Raw genomic sequence first — 20,036 nt, 5'->3', positions numbered from 1 at the left:
CTTCCCGCGCCCGCGGCTCAACTCAGGCCATCCAGCACGAGATGCTGCCCATGCACGGACGCCGCCGCATCGGACGCCAGCATCGCCACCATGCGCGCGGCAGACCCGGTCGATACCCAGCGCGCCGGATCCGCATCGGGCATGTCGCGCCGGTTGGCCGGCGTATCGAGCACGCTCGGGGCAATGCTGTTGACGTTGATGCCCGCGCCGCGCACTTCACGCGACAGGCTTTCGACCAGCCGCTGCAGCGCGCTCTTGGACGCAATGTAAGCGCCCATGGACGCCGCGCCCGCCGACGCACTGCGCGCCGTCACCGCAATGACCTTGCCGCTGCCCCGCGCCTGCATCGCGGCAATGAACGGACGCGTCACGGCGATGAAGGACCACGCGTTCAGGTCCATCATCCGCAACCACGATTCGCGGCTGATGGCGTGCGTGGCTTCGCCCATCTCGAAGCCGCCGGCCACGTGGACCACGACATCGACCGCGCCGAAGGTGTCCAGGATCTCGGCGCCGACCGCGGCCATAGCGCTCCCGGACGTGACATCGGCCTCGCGCAGCAGCATGCCGCCATCCCCATCGGGATGGGCAAAGACGCTTTGCAGGTGCTGCAGCTTGTGGTCGATCAGGGCCAGGCGGCAGCCTTCTCCGGCGAAACGGCTGGCCACTGCGCGGCCCAGGGCGCCGGCGGCCCCGGTGATGACGACATGACGAACGGCGGTTTCCATCTCCCGGCTCCCGTGGCAAAGGACTGACTCCACCATAGTCGGGCCGCGCCGAAAGGGAAATCCCGGATGCCGCGCGAACTGTACAGCGCGGAATTGCTTCACCCGTCTATGGCGCCCGGCGCGCGCATGGCGCAAGATGCGGCTGCGTCACCCAACCAGGATCTCCAATTGCCTCTGAACCGCTTGCGGCAAAGCGCCACCCTTCTCGCCGTCGTGGCGCTGACCGGCTCGATGGCCTCGCTCTGCATCGGGACCTCGTTTGCCAAGTCGCTGTTCTCGGCGCTCGGCGCGCAAGGCACCACCGCGCTGCGCGTGGGCTTTTCGGCGCTGATCCTGCTGGCCGTGTGGCGCCCGTGGCGGATACCGCTGTCCGCCGCCAATGCGCGGGCCATTGCGCTGTATGGTGCCGCGCTGGGCGCAACCAACCTGCTGTTCTACATGTCGCTGCGCACCATTCCGCTCGGCCTGGCGATTGCCGTCGAGTTCACCGGCCCGCTCACCGTGGCGGTGCTGTCGTCGCGGCGCGCCATCGATTTCCTGTGGATTGCGTTTGCCGTCACCGGGCTGCTGTTGCTGCTGCCGGTGGGCGAGGCTTCGACCCATCTGGATCCGGTCGGCATCGGCTTCGCGCTGGCGGCGGGCGTCGGCTGGGCGCTCTATATCATCTTCGGCCAGCGCGCCGGCAACGCACACGGCGGCCAGGCCACCTCGCTCGGCCTGACCGTGGCCGCGCTGGTGGTGCTGCCATTCGGCGTCGCCCATGCCGGCACGGCCATGTTCAGTCCGCCGCTGCTGCTGGCCGGGCTGGCCGTGGGCGTGCTGTCGAGCGCGATTCCCTATTCGCTAGAAATGGTGGCGCTCAAGCGACTGCCGCGACGCACCTTCGGCATCCTGCTCAGCATGGAGCCCGCCATGGGCGCGCTGGCTGGACTGGTGTTCCTGCACGAGCAGCTCAGCATGATCCAGTGGCTGGCGATCGGCAGCATCATCGTAGCGTCGATCGGCTGCACGGCTACGGCGCGCGGCAAGCCTGCAGGCTGAGCGCCGCGGACCGGCCGGATGCTCTGGCCGGGATTGCAGCCCTTTCATGGTTTTCCCTCTGCCTTGCGCGCTTGACTGAACCTGGCACGGGTTCCAAATTGGACCGTGGGGTACAACACCGGCTTCCATAAGAAAAGGAGACAGAGCATGCGAACCATCAAGGTGGCACTGGCAGCAATCGGACTCATGACCGGGCTTTGTTCGGTTGCCTCGGCCCAGACCTGGCCGGCCAAGCCGATCACCATGGTCTTGCCGTTCCCCGCCGGCGGTTCCGCCGATGTCGTGGGCCGCGCCATGGCCGACGAAATGGGCAAGCGGCTCGGACAACCCGTGGTGGTGGAGAACCGAGCCGGCGCCAGCGGCATCGTCGGGGCCAGCTATGTCGCCAAGGCTCCCGCCGACGGCTACACCATCATGTTCACGACCACGCTGCCCATCATGACCAACCAGTTCGTGTACGCGAAGCTGCCCTACGATCCGCGCAAGGACTTCGCGCTGATCTCGCAGGTGGCCACGGGCCAGCTGGTGCTGGCCGTGCCCGCGAGGTCGGTGCAGGCAAAGAGCGTGAAGGAATTTGTCGAGTGGGCGCAACAGAGCAAGGGCAAGGTCAACTACGGTTCATGGGGCGTGGGCTCGGCTGCGCATTTGATGGGAGCGTTCATGAGCAACAGCCGCGGCATGGAGATGAGCCATATCGCCTACAAGGGCGAGGCGCCGATGCTGCAGGACCTGATCGGCGGACAGGTTCAGATGGCGATTGGCTCGTATATGTCGATCAAGCCTTATCTGGAGTCCGGCAAGCTGCGCGCGCTCGCGGTGACGGGCGACAAGCGCATCGACGGCATCCCCGACGTGCCGACGTTCCAGCAGGCCGGGCTGACCGAGCCCGAGTTCCGCCCGGTAGGCTGGCTGGTGCTGGTCGCACCGGCTGCGACGCCGGCGCCGGTGCTGGCCCGGCTGGAAAAGGAAGCCATCGCGGCCGCCAACACCACCGCGGTCAAGGCTCGCTTGCAGGTGGCCGGGCTGGAAGCCATGGGCACGACTTCGGCCCGCTTCCGCGACGACTACCAGACCGCCATGCCGGTACTGGAGCGCGTCGTGAAAGTCTCGGGCGCGCGCGTGGAGTAGTGCGAAGCCTGGCTCAGCGGGCAGTGGCCCAGTCGGCCGGCATCGAGGTGGCAAGGTTGCCCGCGGTGGCACCGAGCACAAGCGTGGCTTCGTGGACGTAGCTGTCCTCGGGGTTGCGCCGGCAGCTGAACCCCAGGCCGCGCAGGATGGCCAGCATGCGCCGGTTCTCGCTGAGCACATCGCCGCGCATGCAACGCACGCCGGCCGCCAGCGCCAGTTGCAGCAGCCTGGCGATCAGCCGACGGCCAAGCCCCTGGCCTTGCCAGGCATCGGCCACGAGCACGGCGAATTCCGCCGTGCCGTGGCTGGTCACCACGAACTGGCCGTTGGCGATCACCGCTTCGGCCCCGCCGTCAGCGCTCGCAGCCGTTACCACAAGGGCTACGCCGTCCGCGCCAGACGAGACCAGTCCTTCCACAATTCCATCAGCCACGCGGCCGCCGGTCAGGAAGCGGAAATAGCGGCTTTCGCGCGACAGGCCCTCGACCATGCCGCGTACCGCTGCGCCGTCCTGCGCTCGCGCGGCGCGCAACGTCACCGCCTCACCGCGCCGCAGCGTCCAGTTTTCGTTGCCAAAGGGCCGTGATGTCCGCGCCGCCCGTCCCAGCCATGATTCGTACATCGTCGCAACCTGACTTCACTATTAGTAGTCAGAGTATAGGCAAGCTGCTGACTTTTGCAAATGAAGTCAGCGTGCTATGCTCGATGCATCATGAAAGCCACGGCCACTGACCTTCGCGACTGTTCGATCGCCGCCACGCTCGCGCTGATCGGCGAGAAATGGACGATCCTGGTCCTGCGCGACATCTTCCAGGGTGTCAGCCGCTTTGATGACTTCCTGCACCGGCTGGAATGCTCGCCCGCCGTGCTGTCCGCCCGCCTGAAAACGCTGACCGAGGCCGGCCTGCTGCGCCGGGTCGGCTACAAGGAGCCGGGCGAGCGCGAGCGCTTCGAGTACCGGCCGACCCGTGCCGCCGTGGAACTGCTGCCGGTACTGGTCGGGCTGATGCAATGGGGGGACCGCCACCTGGCGGCCGATGGCACGGGCCCGGTGGAAATCCGCTCGCGCCGCAACGGCCAGCGCGTCAGCGCGGCGCTGGTCGACGAAGACGGCCAAGCGGTGTCGCCCTCCGACATGAACGTCGTCCGACTCGCGCCAGCGGGCACGCCACAAGACTAAATCCCCCGGCACCGTAGCGAACCATTGCAGCGCACCATGACTGTGCCATGCCGGCCAGTGCGCCCCATCTGGGCGCGCTGGCAGCCCCCTCACGCCGCCCGTTCGCGGTGAAACATCCCGCTCACCATCACTTCGCCCCTGGCACAGCGCTTGCGTAAATGACGCGGGCGGATCAACGGCGATCCCCCACCCCACAAACGCGGCGGCTATGCCAAGTAGTCGCTGCCTGGACAATGGCGTCCCCTGAACCGGCATCACCCCGGTTTGCGGGACGCCTTTTGTTTTCTGGGCGGTGCGCACGCACCACCCCATGGAGCGAAAGAGATGACTGGCAAAGCCACCCGCATCGACCTGCTGAGCCTGGGCACGCCGCAGATGCGCGCCTTCCATTTGACCTGGATGGCGTTCTTCGTCTGCTTCTTCGCGTGGTTCGCCTGCGCGCCGCTGATGCCCGTGCTCAAGGGCGAGTTCGGCCTCACGCCGGCGCAGATCGCCAATATCAATATCGCGGCCGTGGCGGTGACCATTCTCGTGCGCCTGGTGATCGGCCCGATGTGCGACCGCTTCGGCCCGCGCAAGACCTACACCGGCCTGCTGGCGCTGGGCGCGCTGCCGGTGATCGGCGTGGCGTTCGCGCAAAGCTACGAAACGTTCCTCGCGTTCCGTCTGCTGATCGGCGCGGTCGGCGCGAGCTTCGTCATCACGCAGTACCACACCTCGGTCATGTTCGCGCCCAACGTGGTCGGCACGGCCAACGCCGCGGCGGCCGGCTGGGGCAATGCCGGCGGCGGTGCCGCTCAAGCGCTGATGCCGATGCTGCTGGGCGCCGTGCTGATGCTGGGCGTGGATCACACCATGGGCTGGCGCGTGGCGCTGCTGGTGCCGGGCGTGCTGATGCTGGTGATGGCCGTCATCTACTGGTGCTTCACGCAGGACTGCCCGGCAGGCAACTACGCCGACATGCGCGCGCGCGGCCAGGCCATCACGGGCAGCGGCAAGGGCGGCGGCTGGGAGAGCTTCCGCATGGCCAGCGCCAACTACCGCGTGTGGCTGCTGTTCATCACCTACGGCGCCTGCTTCGGCGTGGAAATCTTCATCCACAACATCGCCGCCACGTTCTACGTGGACCGCTTTGGCCTGAGCCTGAAGGCCGCAGGTCTTGCTGCCGGCAGCTTCGGCCTGCTGGCGCTGTTTGCCCGTGCGCTGGGCGGCTGGCTGTCGGACAAGGCGGCGCGCCGCCGCGGCCTGGATGCGCGCGCATCGCTGCTGTTCGTGCTGATTCTCGGCGAAGGCCTGGGCCTGCTGTGGTTTGCGCAAGCCGGCAATGTCACGCTGGCCGTGATTGCCATGCTGCTGTTCGGCCTGTTCACCCACATGGCTTGCGGTGCGACGTATGCGCTGGTGCCGTTCATCGATCGCAAGGCGCTCGGCGGCGTGGCCGGGATCATCGGCGCCGGCGGCAATGTGGGGGCGGTGGCCGCGGGCTTCCTGCTCAAGGGCCTGGGCGACCTGCAGCAGACGCTGACCGTGCTGGGCGTACTCGCCGCACTGGCTGCCCTGTGCGCCATCGCCATCCGCTTCAGCGCCGAGCACAAGGCGCAGGAACAGGCGCTGTACGACAGCGCGCTGGCCAACTGAATCCCCGCATCTCAACGAACATGGCATCCAGAGCAGCTCAGACTGACCAACGGACAAGGAACGCATCATGAAACTGATCATCGTCGGCCACGGCATGGTGGGTCACAAATTCCTCGAATGCCTGGCGGATGCCGGCGCGCAGAACCTGGAAGTGACCGTACTATGCGAAGAACCGCGTCCCGCCTACGATCGCGTGCACCTGTCCGAGTTCTTCGCCGGCAAGTCGGCCGACGATCTCTCGCTGGTGCCGGAGGGCTTCTTCGAGCAGAACAACAACATGCTGCTGCGCCTGAACGCGCGCGCAGTGTCGATCGACCGCGCCGCGCGCACCGTGATGGTGTCGACCGGCGAGACGCTGTCCTATGACAAGCTGATCCTCGCCACCGGCTCGTATCCGTTCGTGCCGCCGGTACCGGGCAAGGACCGCAAGGACTGCTTTGTCTACCGCACCATCGAAGACCTGGAAGCAATGCGCGAATGCGGCGCACGCTCGAAGACCGGCGTGGTGATCGGCGGCGGCCTGCTGGGCCTGGAATGCGCCAAGGCGCTGCGCGACATGGATCTGCAGACCCACGTGGTCGAGTTCGCGCCGCGCCTGATGGCGGTACAGGTCGACGAAGGCGGCGGCCGCATGCTGCGCCAGAAGATCGAAGGCCTGGGCGTGACCGCGCACACGGGCAAGAACACCGTCGAGATCGTCGACGGCGAAAACGGCACGCACCGCATGGTGTTTGCCGATGGCACGCATCTCGACACCGACATGATCGTGTTCTCGGCCGGCATCCGCCCGCGCGACGAACTGGCCCGTGCCTGTGGCCTGACCGTGGGCGAGCGTGGCGGCATTGCGGTGGACAACAACTGCCGCACCTCCGACCCGGACGTCTACGCCATCGGCGAATGCGCGCTGTGGCAAGGCAAGATCTATGGCCTGGTCGCGCCCGGCTATGACATGGCGCGCGTGGCCGCCCGCCACCTGCGCGGCGAGACCGTGGAGTTCGGCGGCGCCGACATGAGCACCAAGCTCAAGCTGATGGGCGTGGACGTCGCCAGCATCGGCGATCCGCACGGCACCGTGCCGGGCGCCCGCATCTACCAGTTCAGCGACGACCGCAAGGAGGTCTACAAGAAGCTGGTGGTGTCGGACTGCGGCAAGTACCTGCTGGGCGGCGTGCTGATCGGCGATGCCAGCGAGTACGGCACGCTGCTGCAGATGATGCTGAACAGGATCGAACTGCCGGAGTCGCCCGAGTTCCTGATCCTGCCCGACAGCAGCGGCAAGGCCCGCCCGGCGCTGGGCGCCGACGCGCTGCCCGACACCGCCCAGATCTGCTCGTGCAACAACGTCTCCAAGGGCGAGATCTGCGGCGCCGTATGCGACGGCGCCACCAGCATCGGCGCGCTCAAGACCTGCACCAAGGCCGGTACGGCGTGCGGTGGCTGCGTGCCGCTGGTCACGCAGATCATGAAGGCCGAGATGAAGAAGCAGGGCATGGCCGTCAACAACCATCTCTGCGAGCACTTCCCGTACTCGCGCCAGGAGCTCTACCACCTGGTGCGCGTGGGCAAGTTCAAGTCCTTCGACGCGCTGCTGGAAGCGCATGGCAACGGCATGGGCTGCGATATCTGCAAGCCGACCGTGGGCAGCATCCTGGCGTCGTGCTGGAACGAATTCGTGCTCAAGGAAGAGCACGCCAGCCTGCAGGACTCCAACGACTACTACCTGGCCAACATCCAGAAGGACGGCACGTACTCCGTGGTGCCGCGCATGCCGGGCGGCGAAGTCACGCCCGAGGGGCTGATCGCCGTGGGGCAGGTCGCCAAGAAGTACGGCCTCTACACCAAGATCACGGGCGGCCAGCGCGTGGACCTGTTTGGTGCACGTGCTGAAGAACTGCCCTATATCTGGGAAGAACTGATCGAGGCCGGCTTCGAATCCGGGCATGCCTATGGCAAGGCGCTGCGCACGGTGAAGTCGTGCGTCGGCTCCACGTGGTGCCGCTATGGCGTGGACGACTCGGTCGGCCTGGCGGTCGCACTGGAGAACCGCTACAAGGGCCTGCGCGCGCCGCACAAGATCAAGTTCGGCGTGTCGGGCTGCACCCGCGAATGCGCCGAAGCGCAGGGCAAGGACGTTGGCGTGATCGCCACCGAGAAGGGCTGGAACCTCTATGTGTGCGGCAACGGCGGCATGAAGCCGCGTCATGCCGAACTACTGGCCGGCGACCTGGACCGCGCCACGCTGATCCGCTACATCGACCGCTTCCTGATGTTCTACGTGCGCACCGCCGACCGCCTGCAACGCACCAGCGTGTGGCGCGACAACCTGGAAGGCGGCCTGGACTACCTCAAGGCCGTCGTGCTCGACGACAAGCTCGGCATCGCCGCCGACCTGGAAGCGGACATGCAGCACGTGGTCGACACCTATGAAGACGAGTGGAAGAAGGCCGTCACCGACCCGGAAACGCGCAAGCGCTTCCGCCACTTCGTCAACAGCGACCGCCGCGACGACAACCTTGTCTTCATCGAAGAGCGCGGGCAGATCCGCCCGGCCACGCCGGAGGAACGGAACTTGCAACGTTCCCGCCTGAGCCACATTCCCGTGGTGGCCGTGCCCGCAAAAGCAGCCTGAATGCAGCCGAACTCAAGGAGAACGTGATGAGCCATTCCCACTATCCCGAAACCTGGACCGCGATCTGCACCTTGCGCGATATCGTACCCAATACTGGTGTCTGCGCGCTGGTCGACGAGCAGCAGGTCGCGGTGTTCCGCATCGGCCGCGGCGAAGAGGTCTACGCCATCGGGAACTTCGATCCGAATTCGCAGGCAGCCGTGCTGTCGCGCGGCCTGGTCGGCAACCTGGGCGAGCGCCTGGTGGTGGCATCGCCGATCTACAAGCAGCACTTCGACCTGCGCACCGGCGAATGCCTGGAGGCGCCGCAGCACTCGGTCAACGCCTACCCGGCCCGCGTCTATGACGGCAAGGTCTGGGTAGCCGCCGATCTAGCCACGCGCGAAGTCGAGGAAGAACTCGCAGCCTGACAAATCCCTTTTTTTGACGGAGACCTCGCGCATGACGCCATCCGCCCCCTCGCAGCCCCGGCCACGGCTGGTCGTCGTCGGCAACGGCATGGCCGGCATGCGCACGGTCGAGGAACTGCTAAAGCTGGCGCCCGACCTGTATGACATCACGGTCTTCGGCGCCGAGCCGCACGGCAACTACAACCGTATCCTGCTGTCGCCGGTGCTGGCGGGAGAAAAGACCGTCGACGACATCATGCTCAATACGCGCGAGTGGTACGCGCAGAACGGCATCGAACTGCTCGCCGGCGATCCGGTGGTGGCCATCGACCGCCCGCGCCGCACCGTGCGCGCGCAGTCGGGACGCGAGGTGCACTATGACCGCTTGCTGCTGGCCACCGGCTCCAAGCCTTTCATCCTGCCGGTGCCGGGTCACCAGCTTGATGGCGTGATCGCGTTTCGCGATATCCAGGATGTCGAGACCATGCTGCATGCCGCGCGCAACCATCGCCATGCGGTGGTGATCGGCGGCGGCCTGCTGGGGCTGGAAGCGGCCAACGGGCTGCTGCGCCAGGGCATGGACGTGACCGTGGTGCACCTGTGCGACAGCCTGATGGAGCGCCAGCTGGACAAACCCGCGGCCACCCTGCTCAAGGGCGCGCTGGAACGCAAGGGCCTGCGCTTCATGCTGGGCGCGCAGACCGGCGAGATCCTCGGCGACACGCGCGTGACCGGCGTGCGCTTCAAGGACGGCAGCGAGATCCCGGCCGACCTGGTGGTGATGACGGCCGGCGTGCGCCCGAACATCGAGCTTGCGGCCGGTGCCGGGCTGCACTGCGAACGTGCCATCGTCGTCGATGACACGTTGCAGACCTATGACCCGCGCATCTACGCCGTGGGCGAATGCGTGCAGCATCGCCAGGCCACCTTCGGCCTGGTTGCGCCGATCTGGGACCAGGCGCGCGTGTGTGCCGCGCATCTGGCTGGCTCAGGGCATCGCCGCTATATCCAGCAGTCCACGGCGACCAAGCTCAAGGTGACCGGCGTGGACCTGTATTCGGCCGGCGACTTCATCGGCGGCGAAGGCAGCGAAGACCTGGTTCTGCGCGACGCGCGGCGCGGCGTCTACAAGCGGCTGGTGCTGCAGGACGGCCGCCTGATCGGCGCGGTGCTGTACGGCGACGTGCAGGACGGGCCCTGGTACTTCGACCTGATCCAGCAGCGCGCGCCGGTCGCAGCGCTGCGCCAGCGCCTGCTGTTCGGCAAGGCCCAGTGCGAGGCGCTTGCCGCCTGAAGCCCGGCGAACCCGCTGACAACGACATCGCCCCCACGGAGAAAGCGTGAATCTGTCCGACATCCCGGTGGTATCGGCCACCCCGACCACCACCACCGCCACCACTTGCCCCTACTGCGGCGTCGGCTGCGGCGTGCGCGCCACGGTGCGCGCCGACGGACAGGTCGAGATTGCCGGCGATGTGGACCATCCATCCAATCGTGGCCGGCTGTGCGTCAAGGGCTCGGCCCTGGGCGAGACCGTGGATCTGCAAGGGCGCCTGTTGCATCCGAAGGTGCGCAGCGCGGACGGCGCGCTCGAACAGGTATCGTGGGACGTCGCGCTCGACACCGTAGCGCAAGGGTTCTCGCGCATTGTCCGCGAGCACGGCCCCGATGCCGTCGCGCTCTATGTATCCGGCCAGTTGCTGACCGAGGACTACTACATCGCGAACAAGCTCATGAAGGGCTTCATCGGTACCGCCAATATCGACACCAATTCGCGCCTGTGCATGTCGTCGGCGGTGGCCGGCCACAAGCGCGCCTTCGGTGAAGACCTGGTGCCCGGCAACTACGAAGACCTGGAACTCGCGGATCTCGTCGTGCTGGTGGGGTCCAACACGGCCTGGTGCCATCCGATCGTGTTCCAGCGCCTGGTGAAGGCCAAGGAAGAGCGGCCGCAGATGAAGATCGTCGCCATCGACCCGCGCCGCACGGCCACCTGTGAGTTGGCCGACCTGCACCTGGCGGTGCGTCCGGGCACGGACGTCTGGCTCTTCAATGGCTTGCTGAGCTACCTGGAGCGCGAAGGCCACGCCAACACCGCCTTCATCGGCGCCAGCACGTCGGGGCTCGATGCTGCGCTGCAGGCAACCGTCGATTGCAGCGACCCGAAGGCCGTCGCGCGCGCCTGCAAGCTCGACGTCGACGACCTGCTGGCCTTCTATCGCCTATTCGGCGAGACCGAGAAGGTCGTGACGGCCTTCTCGCAAGGCGTCAACCAGTCGTCCGCCGGCACCGACAAGGTCAACAGCATCATCAACTGCCACCTGCTGACCGGCCGCATCGGCCGCGCCGGCATGGGCCCGTTCTCGCTGACGGGGCAGCCGAACGCGATGGGCGGCCGCGAAGTCGGCGGCCTGGCCAATATGCTGGCCGCGCATATGGAGCTGGCCAACCCGCTGCACCGGGACATCGTGCAGGACCTGTGGCAAGCGCCGGTCATGGCCGACCGCGTGGGCCTCAAGGCCGTCGAACTGTTCAATGCGATCGAGCAGGGCCAGGTCAAGGCCGTATGGGTGATCGCCACCAATCCCGTGGTCAGCCTGCCCGATGCCGATCAGGTCCGCCGCGCGCTGGCCAAATGCGAACTGGTGGTCAGTTCCGACATCATCGAGCGCACCGATACCAATGACGCCGCGCACGTGCTGCTGCCGGCGCTGGGCTGGGGCGAGAAGGATGGCACCGTCACCAACTCGGAGCGCCGCATCTCGCGCCAGCGTGCCTTTCTGGCAGCGCCCGGAGAAGCTCGCGCGGACTGGCGCATCCTGTGCGACGTGGCCGGTCGCATGGGCTATGCAGGCTTCGACTATGCAGGCCAGCATGAGATTTTCGACGAGCATGCCCGCCTGAGCGCCTGGCGCAATGACGAGGCTCCGCGGGCATTCGATATCGGCGGCATGGCCGGCATGGACAAGGACAGCTATGACAATTTCGAACCCGTGCAGTGGCCGGTGGTCGCAGGTTCGTCGGCCGGGACGCACCGGCTGTTCGAAAACGGCCGCTATGCCCATGCCGACGGACTGGCGCGCTTCGTCGCCACGCCGACGCGTGCGCCGGCACACGCGCCGGACGACGACTATCCGCTGATCCTCAACACCGGCCGCGTACGCGACCAATGGCACACCATGACGCGCACCGGCAAGTCGGCCCGCCTTGCGGACCACCTGCCAGAGCCCTTCGTCGACATGCATCCGCAGGACGCGCTGTTATGCGGCGTGGGCGAAGGCAAGCTCGCGCGCGTTTCCACGCGTTGGGGCGCGATGGTGGCGCGCGTGCGGCATGGCGGCGGCATTCCGCGCGGCAGCGTGTTCGTGCCGATCCACTGGAACGGACAGTTCAGCTCCGACGCGCGCGTCGGCGCGCTCGTCAACCCGGTGGTCGACCCGGTGTCCGGCGAACCCGAGTTCAAGCACACGCCGGTGTGCGTGGAGCCGTTCGGCGTCAACTGGCACGGCTTCGTGCTGAGCCGCAAGGAATTGCCCGCGGATACCCTCACGTACTGGACGCGCGTGCAGGGACAACGCTTCCAGCGCTACGAATTCGCCGGGCGCGAAGCCATTGCCGATCGCGCCGCCTGGGCACGCAGCCTGCTCGGCGTGACCGACGCGGACGCGGACTGGCTCGAGTACGAGGACCGCAGCGCCGGCACCTATCACGCCGGCCATGTCGTCAACGACCGGCTGGAGGCGTGCGTCTACATTGCCACGCGCCCCGACCTGCCCTCGCGCTCCTGGCTGGCGGAGCTGTTCGGCCGCGAGCAGCTGGAAGACGCCGACCGCATCGGCCTGCTGATGGGGCAGCCGATGCAAAAAGGCGCCGACGCGGGCCCGACGGTGTGCTCGTGCTTCGGCGTGGGCCGCAATACAATCTGCAACGCGGTCCGCGAGCATGGCCTGACCACCCCGGCCGAGATCACGGCATGCGTCAAGGCCGGCGGCAACTGCGGCTCTTGCGTGCCGGAGTTGAAGAAGCTGCTGGTGGAGGTTCGGGTGGCGGAGGCGGCATGATTTCCCGGGAGAGCGGCCTCGCCGCTCTCTGGCCGCCTCTGTTGCGATTCCCCAACGCAATGTGAACAACCGTGATATCCGACGTCCGGCGTGCGCGTTGCACCGGCACCCCGCCATAGAGTTCAACGTCGGATAATCAGGATTGCGTCGCCATCACCGCCTCGGACCTCGTTTCCCGAAGTCCGAGGCAGTCAATGCCCCTTCCCGACCGCTTCGAATCAGGCGCTGATCCACGCGATCATGGCCCGCTGTCCTTCGAAGAATCCGACGATTTGACCGCACATCTGCCGAATCTCTGCGTGCGATTTGGCTTAGAGTGCTGCCTGGCTCCGTCGCTTCTGTTGAAGCCTGGGGCATCTGGCATTGACTGATCGAAGGAAATCACATGAAGAAACTGACTGCAGTATCCCTGGCGACCGCAGCCGGCCTGCTGGCCATGCTCGGCGGCTGCGCCACGGAATCCTCCACGGCGCTGCCCGTGCAGAAGGTCGAAAGCGCCAGCCGGCCGTACAACGGCGTGCGCACGCCGATTGCCGTGGGCAAGTTCGACAATCGCTCGAACTACATGCGCGGCGTCTTCTCGGACGGCATTGACCGCCTGAGCGGCCAGGCCAAGACCAGCCTGGTCACCCACCTCCAGCAAACCAACCGCTTCAACGTGCTGGAGCGTGAGAACCTCGACGAGATCAAGCGCGAGGCGTCGATCAAGAACCAGGCGCAACGCCTGAAGGGCGCCGACTACGTGGTGACCGGCGACATCACGGAGTTCGGCCGCAAGGAAGTCGGCGATGTGCAGCTGTTCGGCATTCTCGGCCGGGGCCGGGAGCAAGTGGCTTATGCCAAGGTCAACCTGAACGTCATCAACATCAGCACCTCCGAGGTCGTGTACTCGACGCAGGGCGCCGGCGAATACAAGCTGTCGAATCGCGAAGTGATCGGCTTCGGCGGCACGGCCAGCTATGACTCGACGCTCAACGGCAAGGTGATGGACCTCGCCATGCGCGAGGCGATCAACAACATGGTGGCCGCCATCGACAGCGGCGCCTGGAAGCCGGCCCAGTAACCGGCTGTCAGCAAGACTACGAGAACAATGATGATCAACACGGTCACGCTGCGTAGCGCAGCGTTCTTGTCGGCGGCGGGCAGCCTCCTGCTGGCCGGCTGCGCGGGCCCACAGCCCATGTATCAATGGGAAGGCTATCAGGTCCAGGTCTACGAATACTTCAAGGGCGAATCGAAGGAGGCGCAGGTCGCCGCGCTCGAAGAGGGCCTGCAGAAGATCAAGGCAAAGGGCGGCGCGGTGCCGCCGGGGTACCATGCCCAGCTTGGCATGCTCTACCTGAACATCGGCAAGGGCGACCAGATGGTCAAGGAATTCCAGACCGAGAAAACGCTCTTCCCCGAAGCCACGCCGTATATGGACTTCCTGCTCAGGAACGTCAAGACCGATACCCGGACCGACACCAAGGTCAGCACCGCCGTGGACGCCGGGTCCGGCACCACCGCAGGGAGCAGCAAATGATGCGCCGACTTCTGAGCTATGTCGCGAGCCTGGGCGTCGTCATGCTGTTCGCTGGTTGCGCCGTGCCGAACAAGCAGGTGGACTATGCCGCGTTCAAGGCGAGCCGGCCGCGCTCCATCCTGGTATTGCCGCCGCTGAACGAGTCGCCCGATATCAAGGCGACCTACGGCATGCTTGCGCAGGCCACCGCGCCGCTGGCGGAATCCGGCTACTACGTGCTGCCGGTGGCGCTGGTTGACGAGACCTTCCGCCAGAACGGCCTGACGGTTCCCGGCGATATCCATGCCACGCCGGTCGCCAAGCTGCGCCAGATCTTTGGCGCAGACGCCGCGTTGTACGTGACCGTGGCCGAGTACGGTTCGAAGTACCAGGTCTTCAGCAGCGTCACCCGCGTGGCCGCCAGTGCAAAGCTGGTGGACCTGAAGACGGGCGATGTGCTGTGGAGCGGCACGGCCTCGGCCGCAACCGACAGCTCCAGCAGTGGGGGCGGACTGATTGGCATGCTGGTCAGTGCGGCAATCACGCAAGCGGTCAACCACTCGCTTGATGCGAGCTACAAGGTCGCGGCGACTACGAGCTACCGCCTGCTGTCGGCCGGTCAGCCCGGCGGCATCCTGTATGGGCCGCGCTCGCCGAAGTACCAGTCGGACTGAGATCCGGTACGTTGGCCACAGGACGTCCGCGTCCTGCGGCCTGGATTCGGATGAAGCAGCCCTACCCCTCCGCCCTCTCCGTTCGATGCGCCACCGCCCTGGCCTCATGCGGTGACAACTGCATGAAAATCCACGCCGACGCACACGTAATCAACCCCATGCAGATAAACGTGGCATGAAACGCCGGCAATACTCCCGACGGCCCATTGCCAAATCCCGTTTCGAACGTCGTCAGCAGCGCCCCCGCCGACGTGACGGCCAGGCTCATCGACAGCATCTGCACCATCGACAGCATGCTGTTGCCGCTGCTGGCATTGGTCCCGCTCAGGTCCTTGAGCGTGACGGTGTTCATCGCGGTGAACTGGATCGAATTGACCATGCCGAACAGCGCCAGTAGCGGGATGACCATCCACAGCGGACGCTGCGGCGTGATCAGCGCGAACGCGGCCATGACGACGCCGACGGCAAACGTGTTGGTGACCAGCACGCGGCGATAGCCGTGCCGCTCGATCAGACGCGTGGCCAGCCGCTTGGATGCCATGCCGGCCGCAGTGATAGGCAGCATCATCAGGCCCGCGTTGAACGGCGAGTAACCCAGGCTTATCTGCAAGGTCAGCGGGATCAGGAACGGCATCGAGCCGTTGCCGATGCGCGCAAACAGATTGCCCAGCAACCCCACGCTGAAGCTGTGGATGCGGAACAGCCGCAGCGTGAAGAGCGGCTGCGGGCGGCGGCCGGCGTGCAGCACATAGGCCGTCAGCGCGGCCATGCTGGCGATCAGCAGCATCAGCACGGTCGCATGCTGGAAGCCCAGCTCCGCCAGCCCGTCCAGCGAGAACGACAGCGCCAGCATGGCAACGGCCAGCAGCAGGTAGCCCGCGACATCAAAGCGGCCAATGCCGGCCTGTCGAACATTCGGCATGTAGCGCACCGTCGCCAGCGCACCGAGAATGCCGACCGGCACGTTGATCAGGAAGATCCAGTGCCACGACAACGCCTGCGTCAGCCAGCCGCCCAGCGTCGGGCCGATCAGCGGGCCGATCATGCCCGGGATCGCGACGAAGCTGAGCGCCTGCAGGTACTGGTCGCGCGGAAAGGTCCGCAGCACCGAGAGCCGGCCCACCGGCAGCAGCATGGCGCCGCCCAAGCCCTGCACCACGCGCGCCGCGACCAGGAACTGCAGCGTGCCCGCATAAGCGCACAGCAGCGAGCCAAGCACGAACAGCCCGATCGCGGCCTGGAAGATGGTGCGCGTGCCGAAGCGGTCCGCCAGCCAGCCCGACGCCGGGATGATCACGGCCATGGTGAGCGAGTACGCAATCACGACCGACTGCATGCGCAGCGGACTTTCGCCAAGGCTGCGCGCCATGGACGGCAGTGCGGTGTTGACGATGGTGGAATCCAGCGTCTGCATGAAGAAGCCGACCGCCACCACCCACAGCATGATGCGGCGGGTGCGGTCGTCAGGCATGGTCGTAGTCATGGCTGTGTACTCCGGTGCTGGCCGCGGAGCCGGCCAAAGCCGCAACATCAGGCCGGCCAGGGGGCGGCGTGGCAAACCTGCCTTGTTTTACATCGCCGCGCGCAGTCCGACGAAGTAGCGCCGGCCCGGCGCCGGCTCGAAATACCGGCCATTGGCTTCGTTGACGATGACCGAGCCGATGTACCTGCGGTCGGTGATGTTGTCGATGCGGCCGAACGCAAACAGCCGCGTCTTGCCGAGGCGGAATTCGTAGCCGGCGCGCAGGTTGAAGGTGGCATAGCCGGGCGCGGCCTGGGTGTTGAGGTCATCCGCATAGATCAGGCTGTCGACGTGCATTTCCGCACCGAGCACGAGCGGCGGCAACGGCCGCCAGGCAACATCCAGGTTCAGGCTGTGGCGCGCCGTGCCGGGCAGGCGATTGCCGGCTTTGACGGTCTGCCCCTGCGCGTTGAGAAACGATTCGCCGAAATAGGCGGACAGGTAGGTGTAGGCCAGGCCGGCCTCGAACTGGCTGCCGGCCTGGCCGTCAGCCGATGCGCCGACCTGCGCGCCGAAGCCGCCTCGCCAGGCCAGCTCCATGCCGCGGCGGTGTACGCCATTGACGTTCTGGTAGACGGTGCGTCCGGCGTTGTTCGACAAGGGCACCACTTCGTCATGGCTGTCGGCATCGAATAGCGCCGCCTCCAGCCGCTGGCGCTGCTGCTGCCATTTGACGCCGATCTCGCCCTGGCGACTGGTGGACGCCTGCAGGCCCAGGTTGCTGCCGACGCCGCCCGGGCCGTAGGCGACCTCGGTCAGCGTCGGCGATTCAAACCCGCGACCGAGGTTGGCGTAGACGTTGAGCGTGTCCGCCGCATGCCAGACCATGCCGACCACCGGGCTGACGTTGTTGTACGTGGTCGTGCCGCTGTCGTCGGGGCTCGCAGTGGTGATGTAGTGATCGTCGATGCCGAGCTTCACCCGGCTGGCCCGCACGCCGCCCACGAGTTCCCAGGACGGATGGAAGCTCCAGTCGAACTGCGCGAAAGCGCCAAGATCGGTGGCTGTGTCGGTCTCGTCGCGGCGCAGCGCGCCCTGGGCGCCGTTGTTATTGACGAAGCCGGTGCGGCCGTCGCGCATGCCATTGGCTTCCACACCCGCGGTCCATTGCAAGGGCAGGCCGCCGGCGGTGGTACGGCGCGTCCATGACAGCGCGCCGCCGCCGTAGGTCCGGTCAAGGTCGACGATGCCCCCGGACGACGTCGCGGCAATGCCGCTCATGCCGAGCCGCTGGTTGAGCTGGCGCGTGCCGACATAGAGACGGCCCTGCAGGCTGTCGGCCTCGGTCAGCTTGTGGTCCACCACCACGCCGGCCTGCGTCTGTTCGACGGTCTTGCCGGTATCGAACTGCGTGGCGGCCGCAACGGCCTGGCGCGGGTTGGCGTCGGCCTGGGCACGCGTCAGGCCCAGCGGGTCTTGCGCCAGCGGCTGGTTGAAGTAGTTGAACTGGCCGGTCACGCGCGTGGCATCGGTCGGCTGGGCCACGACCTTGGCATTGAGCTGGTAGCGTCGCGCGGCACTGTGGTCGCGGTAGCCATCGGTCTGGAAGGTCCAGGCGTCCAGCGTGCCGCCCAGCTTGTCGTTGCCGCCGCCAAGCGACACGCCGGCCTGCCACTGGCCGTCGGAGCCGAATCCGGTCGATGCACGGCCGGTGAAACCGTGCTTGGGCGGATCCGGCGTGAATACCTGCACCACGCCGCCCGAGGCATTGCCGTACATCTGCGCGAACGGGCCGCGCAAGACCTCCACGCGGCTGGCATTGGCAAGGTCGGCGGTGGAGGCCTGGCCCTGCCCGTCGGGCATGGTGGCGGGAATGCCGTCGACGTATAGCCGCACGCCGCGCACACCAAAGGTCGAGCGCGTGCCAAAGCCTCGCACGGAGAGTTGCAGGTCCTGCGAATAGTTCTGGCGATCGCGTACTGCGACACCCGGCACGCCGGTCAGCACCTCGGACAAGTTCACCAGCGGCGAGGTCGCGCGCAGCGGATCCACCGGCACGTTGTCCACTGCGGCAGGCGCATCGAACCGGCGCTGTTCGCTGCGCGATGCGCTGACCACCACGTCCGGCAGCGACGCCTCCGGCTCGCTGGCCATCGCCTTGCCGGTCGCCGCCATGCCGGCCAGTACGCAATACACAGACACCGCTGTATGCCGCGCCACGAGTTGCCGGAATGCCAGGATCTGCTTGCCGCCTGTTGTCATCGTTGGAGAGCGGTTGCGGGACTGGCGCGGTCGTGGAATTCATCCGGCGCCGGATTTAGGTGGATGCGGGATAACTTTAGATGGTCTGCGCCGGATTTGCCATGCGGGGAGTGAGCGGAACATCCCATCCCGGCCCGGGGCCGTTTCATCAAAAAAATTCAATTACTTATTTGCATCAGGTCCACCGTGGATTTCCCCCACCCGCCTAGACTTCCCTCAACGGCAGCAAACAAAGCCAGACGCCGCAGCGAATCAAATTCAATCCATTTGTTTATTCAGTGAGGCAAGACACCATGAACACCCACCAAACCCGCGTCGCCATCGTCTACCACAGCGGCTACGGCCACACTGCCAGGCAGGCCCAGGCCGTCGCGCGCGGCGCCGCCAGCGTGGATGGCGTGGAAAGCCTGTTGATCAGCGTCGATGAAATCGACCAGCACTGGGACACGCTGGAAGAGGTCGACGGCATCATCTTCGGCGCGCCGACGTACATGGGCAGCGCCTCCGCCCAGTTCAAGGGCTTTATGGACGCGACCTCGCGCAACGTCTTCGCCAAGGGCGGCAAGTGGGCGAACAAGGTGGCAGCCGGCTTTACCAACTCGGCATCGCGCTCGGGCGACAAGCTCGCCACGCTGCAGCAGATCTCCATCTTTGCAGCCCAGCACGGCATGCACTGGGTGAACCTGGGTCTGCCTCCGGGCCACAACAACTCCAAGTCGACCGAGGATTCACTGAACCGCCACGGCTTCTTCCTGGGCGCCGCGGCACAGTCCAACGCCGATGAAAGCGCCGACGTGGTGCCGCCGCTGGCAGACCTGCGCACCGCCGAACACCTGGGCGCGCGCGTCGCCGAAGTCGCACGGCAACTTGCCGCGGGCCGCCGCGCCCTGGCCACGTTGAAGCAGGCGGCTTGACGATGTACAAAGCGCCGTGACGAACGGTGCGGAAAAAGCGGCCGGATGGCATCCGGCCCAAGGCATCTGCGCGCAGCGCAAGTGCCGATATGATCGAGGCCCGTCCGGCCATGCCGGACGGGCGGCACGTCTTAGAAGCGGTGACGCAGGCCGACGGTGGCGCCGGTCTGGTTCTCGCCCGGCACCACGGTGCCGGTGCCGTTCAGGCCCAGCGACGAGCCCGACTTGTTATTCGCGAAGCCGACGTTCAGGTAGACATCGGTGCGCTTGGACAGCGAGTAGTCGGCCGACATCACGGGCATCCACGGGTCCGCGTCGCTGTTGTGCGTGTCGGTGTAGTACGCCGCGCCGGTCAGCTGAAACGCCGGCGTGAAGCGGTAATTATGACGCAATGGCCACGACGCATGGCTTTAAAGTGTCTCAAACATC

General features: G+C 66.4%; 16 protein-coding genes and 1 pseudogene. 12 read left to right on the top strand and 5 right to left on the bottom strand.

The annotated features are described in order from the left end of the window. Positions 1-17: 17 nt before the first annotated feature. Positions 18-728 (bottom strand): SDR family NAD(P)-dependent oxidoreductase, encoded by a 711-nt coding sequence (locus tag AC3FKG_RS19110; RefSeq protein WP_483713407.1) that lies wholly within the window; start codon positions 726-728, stop codon positions 18-20. A gap of 231 nt (positions 729-959) precedes the next feature. Here AC3FKG_RS19110 and AC3FKG_RS19105 point away from each other — a divergent pair, with 231 nt between their 5' ends. Then, the gene (locus tag AC3FKG_RS19105; protein ID WP_483714459.1) at positions 960-1,769 is read left to right on the top strand and encodes an EamA family transporter; all 810 of its coding nucleotides are present in this window, start codon (positions 960-962) and stop codon (positions 1,767-1,769) included. Positions 1,770-1,916: 147 nt separating this feature from the next. Further along, positions 1,917-2,897 carry a Bug family tripartite tricarboxylate transporter substrate binding protein gene (locus AC3FKG_RS19100; protein ID WP_488743871.1) on the top strand — a complete coding sequence of 327 codons (981 nt, stop codon included), beginning with the start codon at positions 1,917-1,919 and terminating at the stop codon, positions 2,895-2,897. Positions 2,898-2,910: 13 nt separating this feature from the next. On the opposite strand, the gene AC3FKG_RS19095 is transcribed toward AC3FKG_RS19100, so the two are convergent. Further along, a complete protein-coding gene (locus tag AC3FKG_RS19095; protein WP_488743870.1) occupies positions 2,911-3,519 on the bottom strand; it encodes a GNAT family N-acetyltransferase in 609 nt (202 codons plus the stop codon). A gap of 90 nt (positions 3,520-3,609) precedes the next feature. Between AC3FKG_RS19095 and AC3FKG_RS19090 the strand changes: the two genes are divergently transcribed. The 9 genes from AC3FKG_RS19090 to AC3FKG_RS19050 all read left to right on the top strand — a co-directional run bounded on the left by AC3FKG_RS19090 (position 3,610) and on the right by AC3FKG_RS19050 (position 14,969). Beyond that, on the top strand, positions 3,610-4,077 hold the full coding sequence (locus tag AC3FKG_RS19090; RefSeq protein ID WP_483713401.1) for a winged helix-turn-helix transcriptional regulator: 468 nt from the start codon (positions 3,610-3,612) through the stop codon (positions 4,075-4,077). A 324-nt stretch (positions 4,078-4,401) separates the two neighbouring features. Beyond that, positions 4,402-5,715 carry an MFS transporter gene (locus AC3FKG_RS19085; protein ID WP_483713399.1) on the top strand — a complete coding sequence of 438 codons (1,314 nt, stop codon included), beginning with the start codon at positions 4,402-4,404 and terminating at the stop codon, positions 5,713-5,715. A gap of 67 nt (positions 5,716-5,782) precedes the next feature. After that, positions 5,783-8,344, top strand: a complete 2,562-nt coding sequence (nirB, locus tag AC3FKG_RS19080) for a nitrite reductase large subunit NirB (RefSeq protein ID WP_483713398.1) — start codon at positions 5,783-5,785, stop codon at positions 8,342-8,344. A gap of 26 nt (positions 8,345-8,370) precedes the next feature. After that, positions 8,371-8,754 carry a nitrite reductase small subunit NirD gene (gene nirD / locus AC3FKG_RS19075; RefSeq protein WP_483713396.1) on the top strand — a complete coding sequence of 128 codons (384 nt, stop codon included), beginning with the start codon at positions 8,371-8,373 and terminating at the stop codon, positions 8,752-8,754. 31 nt (positions 8,755-8,785) lie between these two features. After that, on the top strand, positions 8,786-10,027 hold the full coding sequence (locus tag AC3FKG_RS19070; protein ID WP_483713395.1) for an NAD(P)/FAD-dependent oxidoreductase: 1,242 nt from the start codon (positions 8,786-8,788) through the stop codon (positions 10,025-10,027). Positions 10,028-10,073: 46 nt separating this feature from the next. Beyond that, entirely contained in the window at positions 10,074-12,794 is a 2,721-nt protein-coding gene (locus AC3FKG_RS19065; RefSeq protein ID WP_488743869.1) for a molybdopterin-dependent oxidoreductase, read from the top strand. Between the two features lie 385 nt (positions 12,795-13,179). Next, positions 13,180-13,857 carry a CsgG/HfaB family protein gene (locus tag AC3FKG_RS19060; RefSeq protein ID WP_483713392.1) on the top strand — a complete coding sequence of 226 codons (678 nt, stop codon included), beginning with the start codon at positions 13,180-13,182 and terminating at the stop codon, positions 13,855-13,857. Positions 13,858-13,887: 30 nt separating this feature from the next. Beyond that, on the top strand, positions 13,888-14,316 hold the full coding sequence (locus AC3FKG_RS19055; RefSeq protein WP_488743952.1) for a DUF4810 domain-containing protein: 429 nt from the start codon (positions 13,888-13,890) through the stop codon (positions 14,314-14,316). Beyond that, positions 14,313-14,969: a DUF799 domain-containing protein gene (locus AC3FKG_RS19050; protein WP_483713390.1), complete on the top strand. Its 657-nt coding sequence runs from the start codon at positions 14,313-14,315 to the stop codon at positions 14,967-14,969. Before AC3FKG_RS19055 ends, AC3FKG_RS19050 begins: the two co-directional genes overlap by 4 nt. Positions 14,970-15,030: 61 nt before the next feature. Here the strand turns inward: AC3FKG_RS19050 and mdtD are convergent, their stop codons facing one another. Both mdtD and AC3FKG_RS19040 read right to left on the bottom strand, forming a co-directional pair. Next, the gene (mdtD, locus tag AC3FKG_RS19045; protein ID WP_488743868.1) at positions 15,031-16,452 is read right to left on the bottom strand and encodes a multidrug transporter subunit MdtD; all 1,422 of its coding nucleotides are present in this window, start codon (positions 16,450-16,452) and stop codon (positions 15,031-15,033) included. A gap of 87 nt (positions 16,453-16,539) precedes the next feature. Further along, positions 16,540-18,606, bottom strand: a complete 2,067-nt coding sequence (locus AC3FKG_RS19040; RefSeq protein ID WP_488743951.1) for a TonB-dependent receptor family protein — start codon at positions 18,604-18,606, stop codon at positions 16,540-16,542. 380 nt (positions 18,607-18,986) lie between these two features. On the opposite strand from AC3FKG_RS19040, the gene AC3FKG_RS19035 reads away from it, so the two are divergent. Continuing rightward, on the top strand, positions 18,987-19,607 hold the full coding sequence (locus AC3FKG_RS19035) for a flavodoxin family protein (protein WP_483713387.1): 621 nt from the start codon (positions 18,987-18,989) through the stop codon (positions 19,605-19,607). A 131-nt stretch (positions 19,608-19,738) separates the two neighbouring features. Here AC3FKG_RS19035 and AC3FKG_RS19030 read toward each other — a convergent pair. After that, positions 19,739-19,987: pseudogene (locus AC3FKG_RS19030) on the bottom strand (porin); the annotation flags it as partial. Positions 19,988-20,036 lie beyond the last annotated feature (49 nt).

This window comes from Cupriavidus sp. 22TCCZM04-2 (genome assembly GCF_057798895.1).
Note: the sequence above shows the minus strand (reverse complement) of the source record. Positions and strands in the feature narration are given on the sequence as shown.

Bases quoted from the DNA above. Each gene is read 5' to 3' on its own strand.
- AC3FKG_RS19060 (WP_483713392.1), top strand. From the start codon at position 13,180: ATGAAGAAACTGACTGCAGTATCCCTGGCGACCGCAGCCGGCCTGCTG.
- AC3FKG_RS19035 (WP_483713387.1), top strand. From the start codon at position 18,987: ATGAACACCCACCAAACCCGCGTCGCCATCGTCTACCACAGCGGCTAC.
- AC3FKG_RS19070 (WP_483713395.1), top strand. From the start codon at position 8,786: ATGACGCCATCCGCCCCCTCGCAGCCCCGGCCACGGCTGGTCGTCGTC.
- AC3FKG_RS19040 (WP_488743951.1), bottom strand. From the start codon at position 18,606: ATGGCGGCGACCGGCAAGGCGATGGCCAGCGAGCCGGAGGCGTCGCTG.
- AC3FKG_RS19100 (WP_488743871.1), top strand. From the start codon at position 1,917: ATGCGAACCATCAAGGTGGCACTGGCAGCAATCGGACTCATGACCGGG.
- AC3FKG_RS19090 (WP_483713401.1), top strand. From the start codon at position 3,610: ATGAAAGCCACGGCCACTGACCTTCGCGACTGTTCGATCGCCGCCACG.
- nirD (WP_483713396.1), top strand. From the start codon at position 8,371: ATGAGCCATTCCCACTATCCCGAAACCTGGACCGCGATCTGCACCTTG.
- AC3FKG_RS19110 (WP_483713407.1), bottom strand. From the start codon at position 728: ATGGAAACCGCCGTTCGTCATGTCGTCATCACCGGGGCCGCCGGCGCC.
- mdtD (WP_488743868.1), bottom strand. From the start codon at position 16,452: ATGACTACGACCATGCCTGACGACCGCACCCGCCGCATCATGCTGTGG.
- AC3FKG_RS19050 (WP_483713390.1), top strand. From the start codon at position 14,313: ATGATGCGCCGACTTCTGAGCTATGTCGCGAGCCTGGGCGTCGTCATG.
- AC3FKG_RS19095 (WP_488743870.1), bottom strand. From the start codon at position 3,519: ATGTACGAATCATGGCTGGGACGGGCGGCGCGGACATCACGGCCCTTT.
- AC3FKG_RS19085 (WP_483713399.1), top strand. From the start codon at position 4,402: ATGACTGGCAAAGCCACCCGCATCGACCTGCTGAGCCTGGGCACGCCG.
- AC3FKG_RS19105 (WP_483714459.1), top strand. From the start codon at position 960: ATGGCCTCGCTCTGCATCGGGACCTCGTTTGCCAAGTCGCTGTTCTCG.
- AC3FKG_RS19055 (WP_488743952.1), top strand. From the start codon at position 13,888: ATGATCAACACGGTCACGCTGCGTAGCGCAGCGTTCTTGTCGGCGGCG.
- nirB (WP_483713398.1), top strand. From the start codon at position 5,783: ATGAAACTGATCATCGTCGGCCACGGCATGGTGGGTCACAAATTCCTC.